Here is a 15,369-nt window from a genome sequence, read left to right on the forward strand (position 1 = left end):
TCTAGTCTGTCCGCGTGGCTGAGCAGCGTCCCCCGGCGGCACCGGGCTCGTTCGAGCAGACGGCTGAGGCGGTGCGGGCCATCAGCTTCCGCGACGACCTGACCGTGCGCGAGATCCCGGCCCCGCAAGGACTCGCGCCGCACGCCCTCGCGATCGCCGGCGACGTGCGCTCGGCGCCCGGCGACACCGACGCGCCCTATGGCACGGGCCGCCTGGTGCTCCTGCACGATCCCGAGGAGCCGGCGCCGTGGAACGGTCCCTGGCGGATCGTCTGCTTCGCGCAGGCTCCGCTCGAGCCCGAGATCGGCATCGACCCGCTCCTCGCGGACGTCGCCTGGACGTGGCTCACCGACGCGCTCGCCTCGCGGCGTGCCGGATTCCACTCGGCCTCCGGCACGGCGACCAAGACCCTCTCGAAAGGCTTCGGCACACTGGCTGCAGAAGGCGACGGCGCGCAGATCGAACTGCGGGCCTCGTGGTCCCCGGAAGGCGCGATCGCTCCGCACGTGGAAGCATGGGCGGAGTTGGTTTGCATGCTGGCCGGACTCCCGCCCGGCTCGGAAGGGATCGCGATGCTCGGTTCTCACAGGTCGCCGCGTGGCTGAATACGATGTGATCGACGACGGCGCGGGCCTCGCCGAGGCCGCGTCGCGACTCGCTGCCGGCCACGGGCCGGTCGCGGTCGATGTGGAACGCGCCTCGGGCTTCCGGTACTCGCAGCGGGCCTACCTCGTGCAGGTCTACCGGCGCGGGGCGGGCGTGTTCCTCTTCGACCCCCCGCCCATCGGTGACTTCGGCGCACTTCAGCAGGTCATCGGCGGCGTCGAGTGGGTGTTGCACGCAGCCAGCCAGGATCTGCCCTCGCTGCGCGAGATCGGCCTCGACCCTGTCGGCATCTTCGACACCGAGCTCGCCGCGCGCCTGCTCGGTCACGAGCGGGTCGGCCTCGGCGCGGTCGTGGAAGACACGCTCGGCATCACCCTCGCCAAGGCGCACTCGGCCTCGGACTGGTCGGTGCGTCCGCTGCCGCAGTCCTGGCTCGAGTACGCCGCGCTCGACGTCGAGCACCTCGTCGACGTGCGCGACAAGCTCGTGGCGGAACTCGAAGAGCAGGGCAAGAACGAGTTCGCGGCGCAGGAGTTCCGTGCAGTTCTCGAACGCGAGCCGAAGCCGCCGCGAGAAGAGCCGTGGCGCCGGCTGTCGGGGCTCCACACCGTACGCGGTCGCAAGGCGCTGGCCGTCGCACGTGAGCTGTGGTCGGCCCGGGAGGAGTACGCCCGGGAAGAGGATGTCGCCCCCGGGCGCCTGGTTCCCGATCGCGCGCTCGTCGCGGCCGTGCTGGCCGACCCGACGTCGAAGAGCGCCCTCGCCGCGGTCAAGGACTTCACCGGGAGGGCCAGCCGTACTCAGCTGGATCGCTGGTGGGCCGCTATCGAGGCCGGACGTGCGGTGACGCAGCTCCCCCTCGAGCGCGCGAGCGGCGGCGACACCCTTCCTCCGCCGCGGGCATGGGCCGACCGCAACCCTGAGGCCGACGCTCGGCTGAAGGCGGCCCGGCCGGTCGTCGAGCGCCGGGCGGAAGAGCTCCACATGCCGACGGAGAACCTTCTCACCCCCGAACTGCTGCGGCGGGTGGCCTGGACCCCTCCCGCGCCGGCGACCGCGGAATCCATCGGCGACGCCCTGACGGCGTTGGGCGCGCGTCCGTGGCAGGTTGCGCAGACTGCACAGCTGATCGCCGATGCCTTTGTGGAATCCGTGCAAGACGTGTCAGCGGCGTCCGAAGGCGCGTCGTAGGTTTCCGCCACCCGATTCACTGCGCTCCGACCGCCCTCCTAGGCTGGCGCCATCCCAACTTTTGGAGGCAGAGTGGCCGAGATTTCCGACGTCTTCTTCGTCGATGGCATGCGCACCCCGTTCGGGCGCGCCGGCGAGAAGGGCATGTACTGGAACACCCGCGCGGACGACCTCGCCGTCAAGGCGACGATCGGGCTCATGGAGCGCAACCCGGGTGTGCCGAAGGAGCGGGTCGACGATGTCGCGATCGCCGCGACGAGCCAGACGGGCGACCAGGGCCTGACCCTCGGCCGCAGCGTCGCGATCCTGGCGGGACTCCCCCAGACGGTGCCCGGCTTCGCGATCGACCGCATGTGCGCGGGCGCGATGACGAGTGTGACCACGATGGCCGCGTCCATCGGCGTCGGCATGTACGACGTCGCCCTCGCGGGCGGCGTCGAGCACATGGGCCATCACCCGATCGGCGGCAACGCCGACCCGAACCCGCGATTCGTCGCGGAGAAGATGGTGGACCCCGGCGCGCTCAACATGGGCGTGACCGCGGAGCGCATCTTCGACCGCTTCCCGCACCTCACGAAGGAGCGCTCCGACCGGTACGGCATGCTGAGCCAGCACAAGGTGCAGGCCGCGTATGACGCGGGCAAGATCCAGCCCGACCTGGTGCCGGTGGCCGTGAAGGACGCCGACGGCTCCTGGGGGCTTGCGACCGAGGACGAGGGCCGTCGCCCGCAGACGACGATGGACGACCTCGCCGCCCTCAAGACGCCGTTCCGTCCGCACGGTCGTGTGACCGCCGGCACGTCCTCGCCGCTGACCGACGGGGCCACGATGTCGCTGCTCGCCGGCGGCGGCGCGGTGAAGGAGTTCGGCCTCACGCCGAAGATGAAGCTCGTCTCGTTCGCCTTCGCGGGCGTGCAGCCCGAGATCATGGGCATCGGCCCCATCCCGTCGACCGAGAAGGCTCTGCGCAAGGCCGGCCTGACGATCGACGACATCGGTCTGTTCGAGCTCAACGAGGCCTTCGCCATCCAGGTGATCTCGCTGCTCGACCATTTCGGCATCGCCGACGACGACCCCCGCGTCAATCAGTGGGGCGGCGCGATCGCCTTCGGCCACCCGCTCGCCGCTTCGGGCGTGCGCCTGATGATCCAGCTCGCCGCTCAGTTCGCGGAGCGCCCAGACGTTCGCTACGGCCTGACGGCCATGTGCGTGGGCCTCGGGCAGGGCGGCTCTGTGATCTGGGAGAACCCCCACTTCGACGGAAAGAAGAAGCGGAAGTGACCGACACGATGACCACCGCTCGCGGACAGTACGACGACATCGACTTCTCCCCGCTCCGCGCCGCGCTGGACGACGAGGTGATCACGCACTCGCGGGTGCGCGACATCCGTCTCCCGTCCGGCAAGGTGATGGCTCTCATCACGCTCGACAACGGCCGTGACCACACTCGCCCGAACACCCTCGGCCCGGGCACCATGATCCAGCTCGGCGAGACGCTCGACGCGCTGAAGGCCCGTGCCGGGGCCGGTGAGATCCAGGCCGTCGGGATCACGGGCAAGCAGTACATCCTGGCCGCCGGGGCCGACCTCTCCGACATCGGCAAGCTGGGCTCGAAAGAGAACGCGCGCCTCATCGCGCAGCTCGGCCACAAGGTGTTCGGTCAGCTCTCCGAGCTGGGCGTGCCGTCGTTCGCCTTCGTGAACGGCCTCGCGCTCGGGGGCGGCCTCGAGATCGCGCTGAACTCGACGTATCGGACGGTGGATGCCTCGGCCGCCGCCATCGCGCTGCCCGAGGTGTTCCTCGGCATCATCCCGGGCTGGGGAGGCGCGTACCTGCTTCCCAACCTCATCGGCATCGAGAACGCCCTGGAGGTCGTGATCTCGAACCCGCTGAAGCAGAACCGCATGCTGAAGCCGCAGCAGGCCTTCGACTACGGCATCGTCGACGCGATCTTCCCCGCCGCGAACTACCTCGAGGACTCGCTGGTCTGGGCCGACGGCGTCCTCGGCGGCAGGATCAAGGTCGACCGCAAGAACGAGCCCGGCAAGCTCGAGCGCCTGACCAAGTGGCCGATCGCGATCAAGATGGCCCGCAACATGCTGGAGTCGAAGATCGGCACGGTTCCGAAGTCGCCGTATGCAGCCCTGGAGCTGCTCGACAAGGCGAAGAGCGGTACGAAGGCCGAGGGGTTCGCGCGCGAGGACGAGGCCCTCGCCGAGCTGGCGACGGGCGACCAGTTCGCGGCATCCATGTACGCGTTCGACCTCGTGCAGAAGCGGGCCAAGCGCCCGGTCGGCGCCCCCGACAAGCAACTGGCGAAGAAGGTCACCAAGGTCGGGATCATCGGCGCCGGCCTCATGGCCAGCCAGTTCGCGCTGCTGTTCGTGCGGAAGCTGCAGGTGCCGGTGCTCATCACCGACCTCGACCAGGCGCGGGTCGACAAGGGCGTCGCCTACATCCACGACGAGATCGGCAAGCTCGAGGCGAAAGGCCGCCTGGACGGCGACACCGCCAACAAGCTGCGTGCCCTCGTCACCGGAACGACGGACAAGACACTGTACGCGGACTGCGACTTCGTCATCGAGGCGGTGTTCGAAGAGGTCGGGGTCAAGCAGCAGGTGTTCGGCGAGATCGAGCGGATCATCGCCGAGGACGCGATCCTCGCGACCAACACGTCGTCGCTGTCGGTCGAAGAGATCGGCGCGAAGCTCGTGCACCCCGAACGCCTGGTGGGCTTCCACTTCTTCAACCCGGTCGCGGTCATGCCGCTCATCGAGATCGTGAAGACGCCGCAGACGTCCGACGCCGCCCTCTCGACGGCCTTCGTGGTCGCGCGCAACCTCGGCAAGAACGCGGTGCTCACCGCCGACGCGCCCGGGTTCGTCGTGAACCGCCTGCTGGCGAAGGTCATGGGCGAGGCCGCCCGCGCGGTCTACGAAGGCACGCCGATCGCGGAGGTCGAGAAGGCGTTCGCGCCGCTGGGACTTCCCATGGGACCGTTCCAGCTCATCGACCTGGTGGGCTGGAAGGTCGCCGCGCACGTGCAGGACACCATGGTGCGGGCCTTCCCCGACCGCTTCTACGCGAACGAGAACTTCCACGCGCTCGCGGAGCTCCCCGAGGTGGTCGAGAAGGACAAGGCCGGCCGCGTGACCGGCTGGACGAAGGCCGCTGAGAAGGTGCTCAAGCCGGCTGTGGGGACGGCGCCCGCCACGGCGGATGAGATCCTCCGTCGCGTGCAGGACGGTCTCGCCGAGGAGATCAGGATCATGCTCGACGAGGGCGTGGTGCCCGAGGTGCAAGACATCGACCTCTGCCTCATCCTCGGAGCCGGCTGGCCGTTCATCGACGGCGGCGCGTCGCCCTACCTCGACCGTGAGGGCGCGTCCGATCGCACCTTCGGCGACACCTTCCACCACCCGGTCATCAAGGGCGTCGCAGCCTGACGCCTCACGACCGCGAAGGGCGCACCCTCCATCGAGGGTGCGCCCTTCGGCGTCTGCGTCGCAGGTCGCGGACTAACGCCGCTTCTCACGCGACAGCGTGGGGATGACCGGGATCTCCCGGGTGTCCGCGCCGCGCGCCACCGGGATGCGCGTGCCGAGCACCTGAGCGACGACGTCCTGCGCGATCTTCGCCGGCGTGAGCCCGGCATCCTCGAGGATCTGCTCACGGGTGGCGTGAGCGATGAACTCGTCCGGGACGCCCAGCTCGTCGACGGCCGTATCGACGCCGGCCTCGCGCAGCACCTGCCGCACGCGCGTGCCGATCCCGCCCACCCGGATGCCGTCTTCGATGGTGATGACGAGGCGGTGGGATGCTGCGAGCTCCACGATCGACGGCTGCACGGGCACGACCCACCGAGGATCGACCACCGTGGCTCCGATCCCCTGGGCGCGCAGGCGCTCGGCGACGTCGACCGCGATGTGCGCCATCGGACCGATGCCGACGAGGAGCACATCGTGGGCGTCGGAGCGCACCAGCACGTCGACGCCGTCTTCCAGCCGCTCCACGGCGGGGAGGTCGGGGCTGACGCCGCCCTTGGGGAAGCGGAGAACCGTGGGCGCGTCGTCGACGGCGACGGCCTCCTGCAGCTCCTCTTGCAGCCGCGTCGCGTCACGCGGAACGGCGATGCGGATGTGGGGCACGATCTGCAGCATCGCGAGGTCCCAGATGCCGTGGTGGCTCGGGCCGTCGGGGCCGGTGACGCCGGCCCGATCGAGCACGAACGTGACGCCGGCACGGTGGAGGGCGACATCCATCAGCACCTGGTCGAACGCCCGGTTCATGAACGTGGCGTACAGGGCGACCACCGGGTGCAGCCCTCCGAACGCGAGACCGGCCGCAGCGGCGACGGCGTGCTGCTCGGCGATGCCGACGTCGTAGACGCGGTCGGGGAAGCGCTGGGCGAACGGCAGCAGCCCGGTGGGCCTGAGCATGGCGGCGGTCATGGCGATGACGTCCGTGCGGGCGTCGCCGACGGCGACGAGCTCGTCCGCGAAGACGTCGGTCCAGGCCCGCCCGCCCGAGGAACCGAGCGACGCGCCCGTGAGGGGATCGATCTTGCCGACGGCGTGGAACTGATCGGCCTCGTCCTCGAGAGCGGGCGCGTAGCCGCGGCCCTTCTCGGTGATCGCGTGCACGATGACGGGCGCACCGTACTCCTTGGCGAGCTCGAGCGTCTCGAGGAGCACCGCCAGGTCGTGTCCGTCCACCGGCCCCAGGTACTTGATGTCGAGATTCGAGTAGAGGGCGGCGTTGTTGGTGAAGCGCGAGAGGAAGCCGTGGGTGCCGCCGCGGACGCCGCGGTACACGGCACGGGCGGCGGGTCCGAGCTTGCGGAACAGCGTGTCGGAGCCGCGGTGCAGGTTGCGGTACGAGTCGGCTGTGCGCACGCGGTTGAGGTACCTCGCCATGCCCCCGATCGTGGGGGCGTAGGAGCGGCCGTTGTCGTTCACGACGATCACGAGGTTGCGGTCGTTGTCGTCGGAGATGTTGTTGAGCGCCTCCCACGTCATGCCGCCCGTGAGCGCGCCGTCGCCGACGACAGCGACCACGTGGCGGTCCTTGCGGCCGGTCCGCGTCAGGGCGCGCGAGACGCCGTCGGCCCAGCTCAGCGAGCTCGACGCGTGCGAGGACTCGACCACGTCGTGCGGGCTCTCCGACCGCTGCGGGTAGCCTGCCAGGCCGCCGCGTGCGCGCAGGCCGGTGAAATCCTGGCGTCCGGTCAGCAGCTTGTGCACGTAGGACTGGTGTCCGGTGTCGAAGATCATCGGGTCATTCGGAGAGTCGAACACGCGGTGCAGCGCGATCGTCAGCTCCACGACGCCGAGGTTCGGACCCAGATGACCACCCGTGCGTGCGACGTTCTCGACGAGGAAGCCGCGGATCTCGGCCGCGAGCTGCTCGAGCTGATCGATGCTCAGGGTGTCGAGGTCGCGGGGTCCGGTGATGGACGACAGCAACGACATGCCCGCTCCTTTCCGGCCCCCGGAAGGGCCCTGCAAGTCTACCCGGGCATGAGGGAGGGACCGGATGCCGCGGCATCCGGTCCCCCGTGAATCATCCGTCAGACCAGCGAGCGCAGCACGTACTGCAGGATGCCGCCGTTGCGGTAGTAGTCGGCCTCACCGGGCGTGTCGATGCGCACGACCGCGTCGAACACGACCGGCTGCTTGCCCTCCGGCGAGAACTCGCTCGGCTCGGCGGTGACGCGCACCGTCTTGGGGGTGACGCCCTCGTTGAGCTGCTCGAGGCCCTCGATCGAGACGATCTCGGTGCCGTCGAGCCCCAGCGACTTCCAGCTCTCGCCCGCCGGGAACTGCAGCGGGACGACGCCCATGCCGATGAGGTTGGAGCGGTGGATGCGCTCGAAGCTCTCCGTGATGACGGCCTTGACGCCCAGCAGGCTCGTGCCCTTGGCTGCCCAGTCGCGGGAAGAGCCCGAGCCGTACTCCTTGCCGCCGAAGACGACGAGCGGGGTGCCCTGGGCCTGGTAGTTCTGGCTCGCGTCGTAGATGTACGACTGCGGGCCGCCGGGCTGCGTGAAGTCGCGCGTGTACCCGCCCTCGACGATCTGCCCGTCGTTGACCGCGGCGACGAGCTCGTTCTTGAGTCGGATGTTCGCGAAGGTGCCGCGGATCATGACTTCGTGGTTGCCGCGGCGCGAGCCGTAGGAATTGAAGTCCTTCTGCGCGACGCCGTGCTCGGTGAGGTACTGAGCGGCGGGGGTGCCGGCCTTGATGTTGCCCGCGGGCGAGATGTGGTCGGTCGTGACCGAGTCGCCGAGGGTCGCCATCACGCGGGCGCCGGAGATGTCGGTGACGGGGGTCAGCTCCGTCGTCATGCCGTCGAAGTAGGGCGCCTTCCGCACGTACGTCGAGTGCTCGTCCCATTCGAACACCGGGCCGGTGGGCGTCGGCAGGTTCTTCCAGCGCTCATCGCCCTCGAAGACCGTCGCGTACTGCGTGATGAACTGCTCGCGCGAGATCGACGTGTCGATGATCTGCTGGACCTCTTCGGGCGAAGGCCAGATGTCCTTCAGGAACACGTCGTTGCCGTCGAGGTCCTTGCCGAGCGCGTCGGTCTCGAAGTCGAAGTTCATCGAACCGGCCAGGGCGTACGCGACCACGAGCGGCGGCGACGCGAGGTAGTTCATCTTCACGTCGGGGCTGATGCGGCCCTCGAAGTTGCGGTTGCCCGAGAGCACCGCGGTGACCGCGAGGTCGTGCTCGTTGATGGCCTCCGAGACCTCTTCGATCAGCGGACCCGAGTTGCCGATGCAGATGGTGCAGCCGTAGCCGACGGTGAAGAAGTCGAGGCCCTCGAGCGCCTTGTCGAGTCCGGACTTCTCGTAGTAGTCGGTGACGACCTTCGAGCCGGGGCCGAGAGTGGTCTTGACCCACGGCTTGCGCTTCAGCCCCTTGTCGACGGCCTTCTTGGCGAGGAGGCCCGCGGCGATCATGACCGACGGGTTCGACGTGTTGGTGCACGATGTGATGGCCGCCAGCGTCACGGCGCCGTTGTCGAGGATGTACGCCTCGCCGTCGGGGGTGGTTACCTTCACCGGCTTCGAAGCGGATGCCGGGGCGCCGCTGTTGATGTGCACCGGACGCGTCGTGGGCTCCTCCTCGCCGGGCACGGCGCCGGGGTCGGACGCGGGGAACGAGTGCTTGGACTCGAGGTCGACGATGTCGTCCGACGTGGAGGCCGTCGCGTAGTTGACGATGTCCTTCTCGAACTGCGACTTCGCCTCGGACAGCAGGATGCGGTCCTGCGGGCGCTTCGGGCCGGCGATCGAGGGGACGACCGTGCCGAGGTCCAGCTCCATGTACTCGCTGAAGACGAGCTCGCGGGCCGGGTCGTGCCAGAGCGACTGCTCCTTGGCGTACGCCTCGACGAGGGCGACCGCAGCCTCGTCGCGACCGGTCAGGCGCAGGTAGTCGAGCGTGACGTCGTCGATGGGGAACATCGCGGCGGTCGAGCCGAACTCCGGGCTCATGTTGCCGATCGTGGCGCGGTTCGCGAGCGGCACCGAGGCGACGCCCTCGCCGTAGAACTCGACGAACTTGCCGACGACGCCGTGCTGGCGCAGCATCTCGGTGATCGTGAGGACGACGTCGGTCGCGGTGACGCCGGCCGGGATGGAGCCGGTGAGCCTGAAGCCCACGACGCGCGGGATGAGCATCGACACGGGCTGGCCGAGCATCGCGGCCTCGGCCTCGATGCCGCCGACGCCCCACCCGAGCACGCCCAGGCCGTTGACCATCGTGGTGTGCGAGTCGGTGCCGACGCAGGTGTCGGGGTAGGCGCGCAGGACGCCGCCCACCTCACGGTCGTAGATGACCTTCGCTAGGTGCTCGATGTTCACCTGGTGCACGATGCCGGTCCCCGGCGGGACGACCTTGAAGTCGTCGAACGCCGTCTGGCCCCAGCGGAGGAACTGGTACCGCTCGCCGTTGCGCTCGTACTCGATCTCGACGTTGCGCTCGAGGGCGTCCTCGCGGCCGAACAGGTCGGCGATGACGGAGTGGTCGATGACCATCTCCGCGGGCGAGAGCGGGTTGATCCGGTTGGGGTCGCCGCCGAGGGCCGTGACCGCCTCGCGCATCGTCGCGAGGTCGACGATGCAGGGGACCCCGGTGAAGTCCTGCATGACCACGCGAGCCGGGGTGAACTGGATCTCGGTGTCGGGCTCCGCGTGGGGGTTCCACGAGCCGAGCGCCTGGATCTGCTCCTTGGTGACGTTCGCGCCGTCCTCGGTGCGCAGCAGGTTCTCCAGCAGCACCTTGAGGCTGAACGGGAGCTTCTCGTAGCCCGCAACGGTGTCGATGCGGAAGATCTCGTAGTCGGTGCTGCCGACCGTCAGGGTGCTCTTCGCACCGAAGCTGTCAACCGTGGACACGTCTGTCTCCTTCGTCGGCGGCGGGATCGTGCCGGAGTCCGGCATCCCCATCTTCCCCCGCACCGGTGCCCTCGGCTAGTGAGGACGACCTAATGGCTGGGGAGAAAACTATCTTGATGTCGAGATAAACCTATCACTTCGGGGTGCGCGGATAGAGCGCGCGCACGGCGAGCCACGTGACCGCCACCAGAGGCGCGAAGAGGGGCAGCCCCATGACGAGCTTGAGGGTGCCGAGGGCCGTCACGTCGCCCGCGAAGTAGAACGGCAGCTGCACGATCAGCCGGGCGGCGAACAGCCCGGCCCACGCGATGGAGAGCCAGAAGAAGACGCGTCGCTTGCGCTTGTCGGCGCGCCAGGCCGTTCCCTCCCCCATGAGGAACCCGACCGCGAGGCCGATGAGAGGCCACCCGATCACGGCCGATACGAGGAAGGCGGTGCCGTAGAGGGTGTTGGTGAGGAAGCCCGGGACGAAGCTGTCCTCTCCCCTGCCCGTCCACAACGAGAGCGCCGCGGCCGCCGCTGCGGCGATCAGACCACCGATCGCGGCGTTCGCAGACTGTCGCTGCGCGAGGCGCACCAGGGTGAAGACCGCAGCGAGCCCGACCGAGAGCGCGAGGCTCAGCACGAGGTTGCCCGAGCGCGCCTCCGGGTCATAGGTCGCGGTCCACGTCACGAGGAAGACGAGACCGGGAAGGACGGATTCGAGGATGCCGCGCCATCCGCCCATCGCGGCCCAGACGACATGCCCCGTGCTCTTGCCCTCCGCAGGGTCGAGGCCTGCGCGGCGGGCGGCGCCGCCCAGGGCGGCCCCCAGCGCCTCGGATGCCGACGGTGCGAGGGGTGCGGCATCCGTCTCTTCCGGCGCGCGGGCGGGGTCGCGCGGTGAAGGCTCCGCCGCGTCGCCGGGACGCGGAGTGTCGCTCACGCGGTGCCCGGGGTGGCCGGCATGCGGAGCGGGATCAGGTCGCGCGGGGGCATCGGCGAACCGCCGCGGACCACCACGATCGAGCGGAACAGGTCTTCGACGGCGGCCGCAGCCTCGACGTCCGCGGTGGCCGAACCGCCGATGACACCGCGGAGGAACCAGCGCGGGCCGTCGACGCCGACGAAGCGGGCCAGGCGCTTGCCCGCGGTGCCGTCCGGGCCGGCGACCACCGGCACCTCGGCGAGGAGCTCGGGACCCAGCGGCCCCTCGCGCTCTTCGACGCGACCGCCCTGCTGGCGGATCTGCTGACGGATCTGCTCGCGCGTCTCGTCCCAGAGCCCCGCCGAGCGGGGGGCCGCGAACGGCTGCACCTGCAGCGTGGATCCGGCGTAGTCCAGTCCGACCGCGACGATGCGCTTGGTCTGCTCCTCGACCTCCAGGCGCAGGTTCAGCCCCTCCCGCGGCAGGATCTTGATCCCGCCGAGGTCGATGTACGGCCGGACCGGGTTGGCCTCCGACTCGTCGAAGGGGCCGGTGGCCGCGCGGTCGTCGGGCGCGGCCTTGCGCGCGCCGTCGGCGGATGAGGGGTCGGTCATGCCAGGACTCCGTCCTTCTGGTAGCCCGTGGAGCCGAAGCCGCCCTCGCCCCGCACGCTCTCGGGCAGGACTTCCACGGGGATGAACGCGGCGCGGGGCACCGGCATCACGATGAGCTGGGCGATCCGGTCACCGACGACGATGTCGTGGGCGTGCTCTCGATCGGTGTTGAGCAGGATGACCTTGATCTCGCCGCGGTATCCGGCGTCGATGGTTCCCGGCGCGTTGACGATGGTGATGCCGTGCTTCGCGGCCAGGCCGCTGCGTGGCACCACGAAGGCGACGTAGCCCTCGGGCAGGGCGATGCGCACGCCCGTGCCCACCAGTGCGCGCTGCCCCGGCTCGAGTCGCACCGCCTCGGCGGCGGCGAGGTCGGCGCCGGCGTCACCCGGGTGCGCGTACACCGGCACGTCGCGGGCGATAATGGGGACGTCCACCGTTTCAGTCACCCAACGAGGGTAATGCAGAACTCCACGCCCCATGCCGGTGGCCGCAGCAGCCGCACCGGCGGCTATCGCGAGCGGCTCGGTCCCTCACTGTGGATCCTGGTCGCCGCGGCCGTGGCGGCGCCGATGGCGGCGCTGGTGGTCAGCCCGATCGACACGACGGTCGCGCTCGTGGTGGGCGGCGTCGTCGGCGTGCTGCTGATCGCCCTGATCCTCGCCGCGGCGCCCGTCGTGGAGGTCCGAGGCGGCGAGCTGCGCGCCGGTCGCGCGCATATCGGGGTGGAGCACCTCGGCGCTCCTGAGGTGCACGTGGGCGACGACGCGCGCCACGCGCGCGGCGCGGGTCTGGACCCGCGGTCGTGGCATCTGATCCGCGGAGGGATCGACGGAATCGTCGTCATCCCGGTGATCGATCCTGACGACCCGACGACCGCGTGGGTGATCTCCTCGCGGACGCCGGACCGCCTGTCCGCCGCTGTGCGGCGGGCTCAGCTCACGCGGCGCACTCCGAGCAGATAGGACCGTCGGGGGTCTCGTGGTCGAGCTGCGAGCGGTGCTTCACGAGGAAGCAGTTCGAACAGGTGAACTCGTCCTCCTGGGCGGGGAGAACGACGACGTCAAGCTCCAGGTCCGACAGGTCGGCACCGGGCAGCTCGAAGCCTGACGGGTTGTCGGCGTCCTCCACGTCGACCGAGCCCGAGAGCTTGTCGGGAACGCGCTCCTTGAGCGCTTCGATCGACTCGCTGTCGTCCTCGGTCTTGCGGGGGGCGTCGTAATCGGTGGCCATGCGTGAAGATCTCAACTTCCGGGTATCGCGGGTTGCGCTCGCCCTTCCGGGCGGCGATAGTTTGCACGACGGTTCCTCTTTTCGCAAATGCGATCCGACGGTGTCCCGACCTTGCGTCCGCGTGAAACTCGCGGCACGCGCCGGATATTCCCGGCGCCCGCGGTGCGCTGTGACACGATGGGGCGGACAGGCGGGCTCGGAAGCCGTGAGCCCCCTAGACAAGCGAGGGGCGTTTCGCATGGAACAGCTCAAGGTCATCGGAACCGAGGACGACAAGATCATCCTGGCGACCGATTCCGGCGAGAGATTCGCGCTCGACGTCGACGACGTTCTTCGCGTCGAGCTACGCAAGGCCCGACGCGACCGCGATGCCGAGGCGCAGGCACCCCGTCCGAGCCCGCGGGAGATCCAGGCCCACATCCGCTCGGGACTGTCCGCGCGTGAGGTGGCGGAGCTTCTGGGTGCCCGCGTCGAGGACGTGGTGCGGTTCGAGGGACCCGTGCTGGCCGAGCGCGAGCACATCGTCGGCCTTGCGCTGGCGGTGCCCGTCCTTCTCGGCGGCGACTTCGACGGCGACGGCCAGACGACGTTCGGCTCGGCGGTGCGGGCGAAGCTGGCGGAAGCGGGGGCGATCGGCGAGCGCTGGACCAGCTGGAAGGAGCCGACCGGCTGGATCGTCAAGCTGGAGTTCTCGTCGAACGACATCGGCCATGACGCGCGCTGGGGCTTCGATCCCCGGCGCAGCACGCTGTCGCCTCTCAACACCGACGCGATCCAGCTGTCGCGCCAGGGTTCGCTTCCCGAGGGCCTCATCCCGCGGCTGCGCGCCCTCGACACGAGTCCCGCCAAGGACGACTCCCGTTTCGACAGCGGAGCCTTCGGCCCACGCCGGCTCCCCGAGGCCGACATCGAATCCCCCGACATCCCCGCCCCTGCCGCTCCCGCCGTCCAGGAGGCGGCGATCAAGCGGGCGAGCGAGCCCGCCGTCGCGACCTCCGCCGAGACGGCCGACCTGCTGGAGGCGCTCCGGCGCCGCCGCGGACAGCGCGAGCCGCTCCCGGGTGCCGAAGAGGTCGCGTCGGCTCCGCGGGCGTCGGCTCCGGTCGCGCTCTTCGACGCCCTCGAACCGGGATACGACGAGGCCACCCCAGAAGACGAGAAGCCGGCATCCGACTATCAGGCGCCCTCGCCCGCTGCCGTGGCAGAGGCCGGTCGCCGCAAGGGACGCACGTCGATGCCGTCGTGGGACGAGATCGTCTTCGGCGCTCGTTCAGACGACTGACGGGGCTCAGCCGAACGCGCCGAGCCGGATCAGCGGCACGACCCGCTCCTCGTCGGTCAGGGAGCCGTGCTGCCCGATCATCTTCTGCGGTGCCTTGTCATCCAGCCGGTCGTCGTAATACGCGATGGCGGAGCGGGCTGAAACTACCACATCGCCGATGCGTCCCGCGACCTCCGGATCGACCGGCCCGATGAGGCCCGAAGCCTCCAGTTCGGCACGCGAGACGACCCACGATCGAGAGGACTCCGCTTCGCGCCAGCGCGCGAGCACACCCTCGGCCTCGCCGGGCTCCGCGTAGAGGTGCAGCATGCGGGGCTCCCCGCCGATGAGACGCACGCCGTCGATCAGCGCGTCGCCCTCCTCCAGAAGCACGTGGCGGTGGCGTGGCACGTCGATCATGCCGTGGTCCGACGTCACCACGACGCCCGTGCCGCGATCGAGGGCTCTCGACAGGGCGCGGGCCGCGGCATCCACCCGTTCCAGTCCCGCCACCCACTCGTCGGACTCCCAGCCGCGCTTGTGGCCGATGCCGTCGAGGTCCGGCGCATAGAGGTAGATGAGCGCACCCGGATGCCGCGCCGCGAGGTCCGCGGCGACCTGCACCCGTTCGTCGAGGTCGTCCTCGCCGTGGAACTGCGCCTCGCCGAGCGTGGCAGCGGTGAACCCCGTCTGCGCGTACTCGTTACGGGAGACGACGAAGAAGGGCCGGCCGAGCGCCGCCGACAGCGGCGTCGCGCGCTGGAACGACAGCGGCAGGCCATCGGTGTCCCATCCGCGCAGCATGTTCACCACGTCGTCGGTACCGGGGATGCGGGCGCGGTAGCCGACGATGCCGTGCGCTCCCGGCTGCGAGCCCGTCAGGAGGCTGGTCAGCGCGGCGGCGGTGGTCGAAGGGAACACCGTGCGCGCGGCATCCTTCTTGGTCCGAGCCTCCGAGAGGAAGCGCGCGTGCCCCGCGCGCGCGGAGAGATTGAAAGAGCCCAGGCCGTCGATCACCCACACGATCGCGCTGCGTGCCGGTGCGAACCACTCCGAACGACCGTCCAGCGCCGCCGACATCTCGGTCACGACACGGGTGAGGCTCCGGGCGCGTCCGGGGTCGACGGGTAGGCTGAACGACATCGGGGCCAGT

Annotated in this window: 13 protein-coding genes; 6 read left to right on the forward strand and 7 right to left on the reverse strand. The window is 69.9% G+C overall.

Translation table 11 applies throughout. The annotated features are described in order from the left end of the window. The first annotated feature begins 14 nt into the window (after positions 1-14). The 4 genes from ACN9MP_RS08845 to ACN9MP_RS08860 all read left to right on the forward strand — a co-directional run bounded on the left by ACN9MP_RS08845 (position 15) and on the right by ACN9MP_RS08860 (position 5,243). Positions 15-605, forward strand: a complete 591-nt coding sequence (locus tag ACN9MP_RS08845; RefSeq protein WP_426325741.1) for a DUF3000 domain-containing protein — start codon at positions 15-17, stop codon at positions 603-605. Further along, positions 598-1,797 (forward strand): ribonuclease D, encoded by a 1,200-nt coding sequence (locus ACN9MP_RS08850; RefSeq protein WP_426325743.1) that lies wholly within the window; start codon positions 598-600, stop codon positions 1,795-1,797. Before ACN9MP_RS08845 ends, ACN9MP_RS08850 begins: the two co-directional genes overlap by 8 nt. Before the next feature lie 72 nt (positions 1,798-1,869). Then, positions 1,870-3,078 carry a thiolase family protein gene (locus ACN9MP_RS08855; protein ID WP_426325745.1) on the forward strand — a complete coding sequence of 403 codons (1,209 nt, stop codon included), beginning with the start codon at positions 1,870-1,872 and terminating at the stop codon, positions 3,076-3,078. 8 nt (positions 3,079-3,086) lie between these two features. After that, on the forward strand, positions 3,087-5,243 hold the full coding sequence (locus tag ACN9MP_RS08860) for a 3-hydroxyacyl-CoA dehydrogenase NAD-binding domain-containing protein (RefSeq protein ID WP_426325962.1): 2,157 nt from the start codon (positions 3,087-3,089) through the stop codon (positions 5,241-5,243). Positions 5,244-5,315: 72 nt separating this feature from the next. Here ACN9MP_RS08860 and dxs read toward each other — a convergent pair whose 3' ends face one another. From dxs to dut, 5 genes are all read right to left on the reverse strand, one after another. Next, positions 5,316-7,268: a 1-deoxy-D-xylulose-5-phosphate synthase gene (dxs, locus tag ACN9MP_RS08865; protein WP_426325747.1), complete on the reverse strand. Its 1,953-nt coding sequence runs from the start codon at positions 7,266-7,268 to the stop codon at positions 5,316-5,318. 98 nt (positions 7,269-7,366) lie between these two features. After that, the gene (locus ACN9MP_RS08870; RefSeq protein ID WP_426325749.1) at positions 7,367-10,246 is read right to left on the reverse strand and encodes an aconitate hydratase; all 2,880 of its coding nucleotides are present in this window, start codon (positions 10,244-10,246) and stop codon (positions 7,367-7,369) included. An 88-nt stretch (positions 10,247-10,334) separates the two neighbouring features. Continuing rightward, positions 10,335-11,126, reverse strand: a complete 792-nt coding sequence (locus ACN9MP_RS08875; RefSeq protein WP_426325751.1) for a DUF3159 domain-containing protein — start codon at positions 11,124-11,126, stop codon at positions 10,335-10,337. Then, positions 11,123-11,722 carry a DUF3710 domain-containing protein gene (locus ACN9MP_RS08880; RefSeq protein ID WP_426325753.1) on the reverse strand — a complete coding sequence of 200 codons (600 nt, stop codon included), beginning with the start codon at positions 11,720-11,722 and terminating at the stop codon, positions 11,123-11,125. The genes ACN9MP_RS08875 and ACN9MP_RS08880 overlap by 4 nt, the downstream gene beginning before the upstream one ends. Further along, a complete protein-coding gene (dut, locus tag ACN9MP_RS08885) occupies positions 11,719-12,171 on the reverse strand; it encodes a dUTP diphosphatase (protein WP_426325755.1) in 453 nt (150 codons plus the stop codon). The genes ACN9MP_RS08880 and dut overlap by 4 nt, the downstream gene beginning before the upstream one ends. A 12-nt stretch (positions 12,172-12,183) precedes the next feature. Here dut and ACN9MP_RS08890 point away from each other — a divergent pair, with 12 nt between their 5' ends. Continuing rightward, entirely contained in the window at positions 12,184-12,687 is a 504-nt protein-coding gene (locus ACN9MP_RS08890; RefSeq protein WP_426325757.1) for a DUF3093 domain-containing protein, read from the forward strand. Here the strand turns inward: ACN9MP_RS08890 and ACN9MP_RS08895 are convergent. Then, positions 12,662-12,955: a DUF4193 domain-containing protein gene (locus ACN9MP_RS08895; protein WP_426325759.1), complete on the reverse strand. Its 294-nt coding sequence runs from the start codon at positions 12,953-12,955 to the stop codon at positions 12,662-12,664. The two genes, ACN9MP_RS08890 and ACN9MP_RS08895, sit on opposite strands and share 26 nt — an antisense overlap. 238 nt (positions 12,956-13,193) lie before the next feature. Between ACN9MP_RS08895 and sepH the strand changes: the two genes are divergently transcribed. Next, positions 13,194-14,237: a septation protein SepH gene (gene sepH, locus ACN9MP_RS08900; protein WP_426325761.1), complete on the forward strand. Its 1,044-nt coding sequence runs from the start codon at positions 13,194-13,196 to the stop codon at positions 14,235-14,237. Between the two features lie 6 nt (positions 14,238-14,243). On the opposite strand, the gene ACN9MP_RS08905 is transcribed toward sepH, so the two are convergent. Then, positions 14,244-15,359: an alkaline phosphatase family protein gene (locus tag ACN9MP_RS08905; protein WP_426325763.1), complete on the reverse strand. Its 1,116-nt coding sequence runs from the start codon at positions 15,357-15,359 to the stop codon at positions 14,244-14,246. Positions 15,360-15,369 lie beyond the last annotated feature (10 nt).

The sequence above is a fragment of the Microbacterium sp. E-13 genome (assembly GCF_049912955.1).
Lineage (GTDB): Bacteria > Actinomycetota > Actinomycetes > Actinomycetales > Microbacteriaceae > Microbacterium.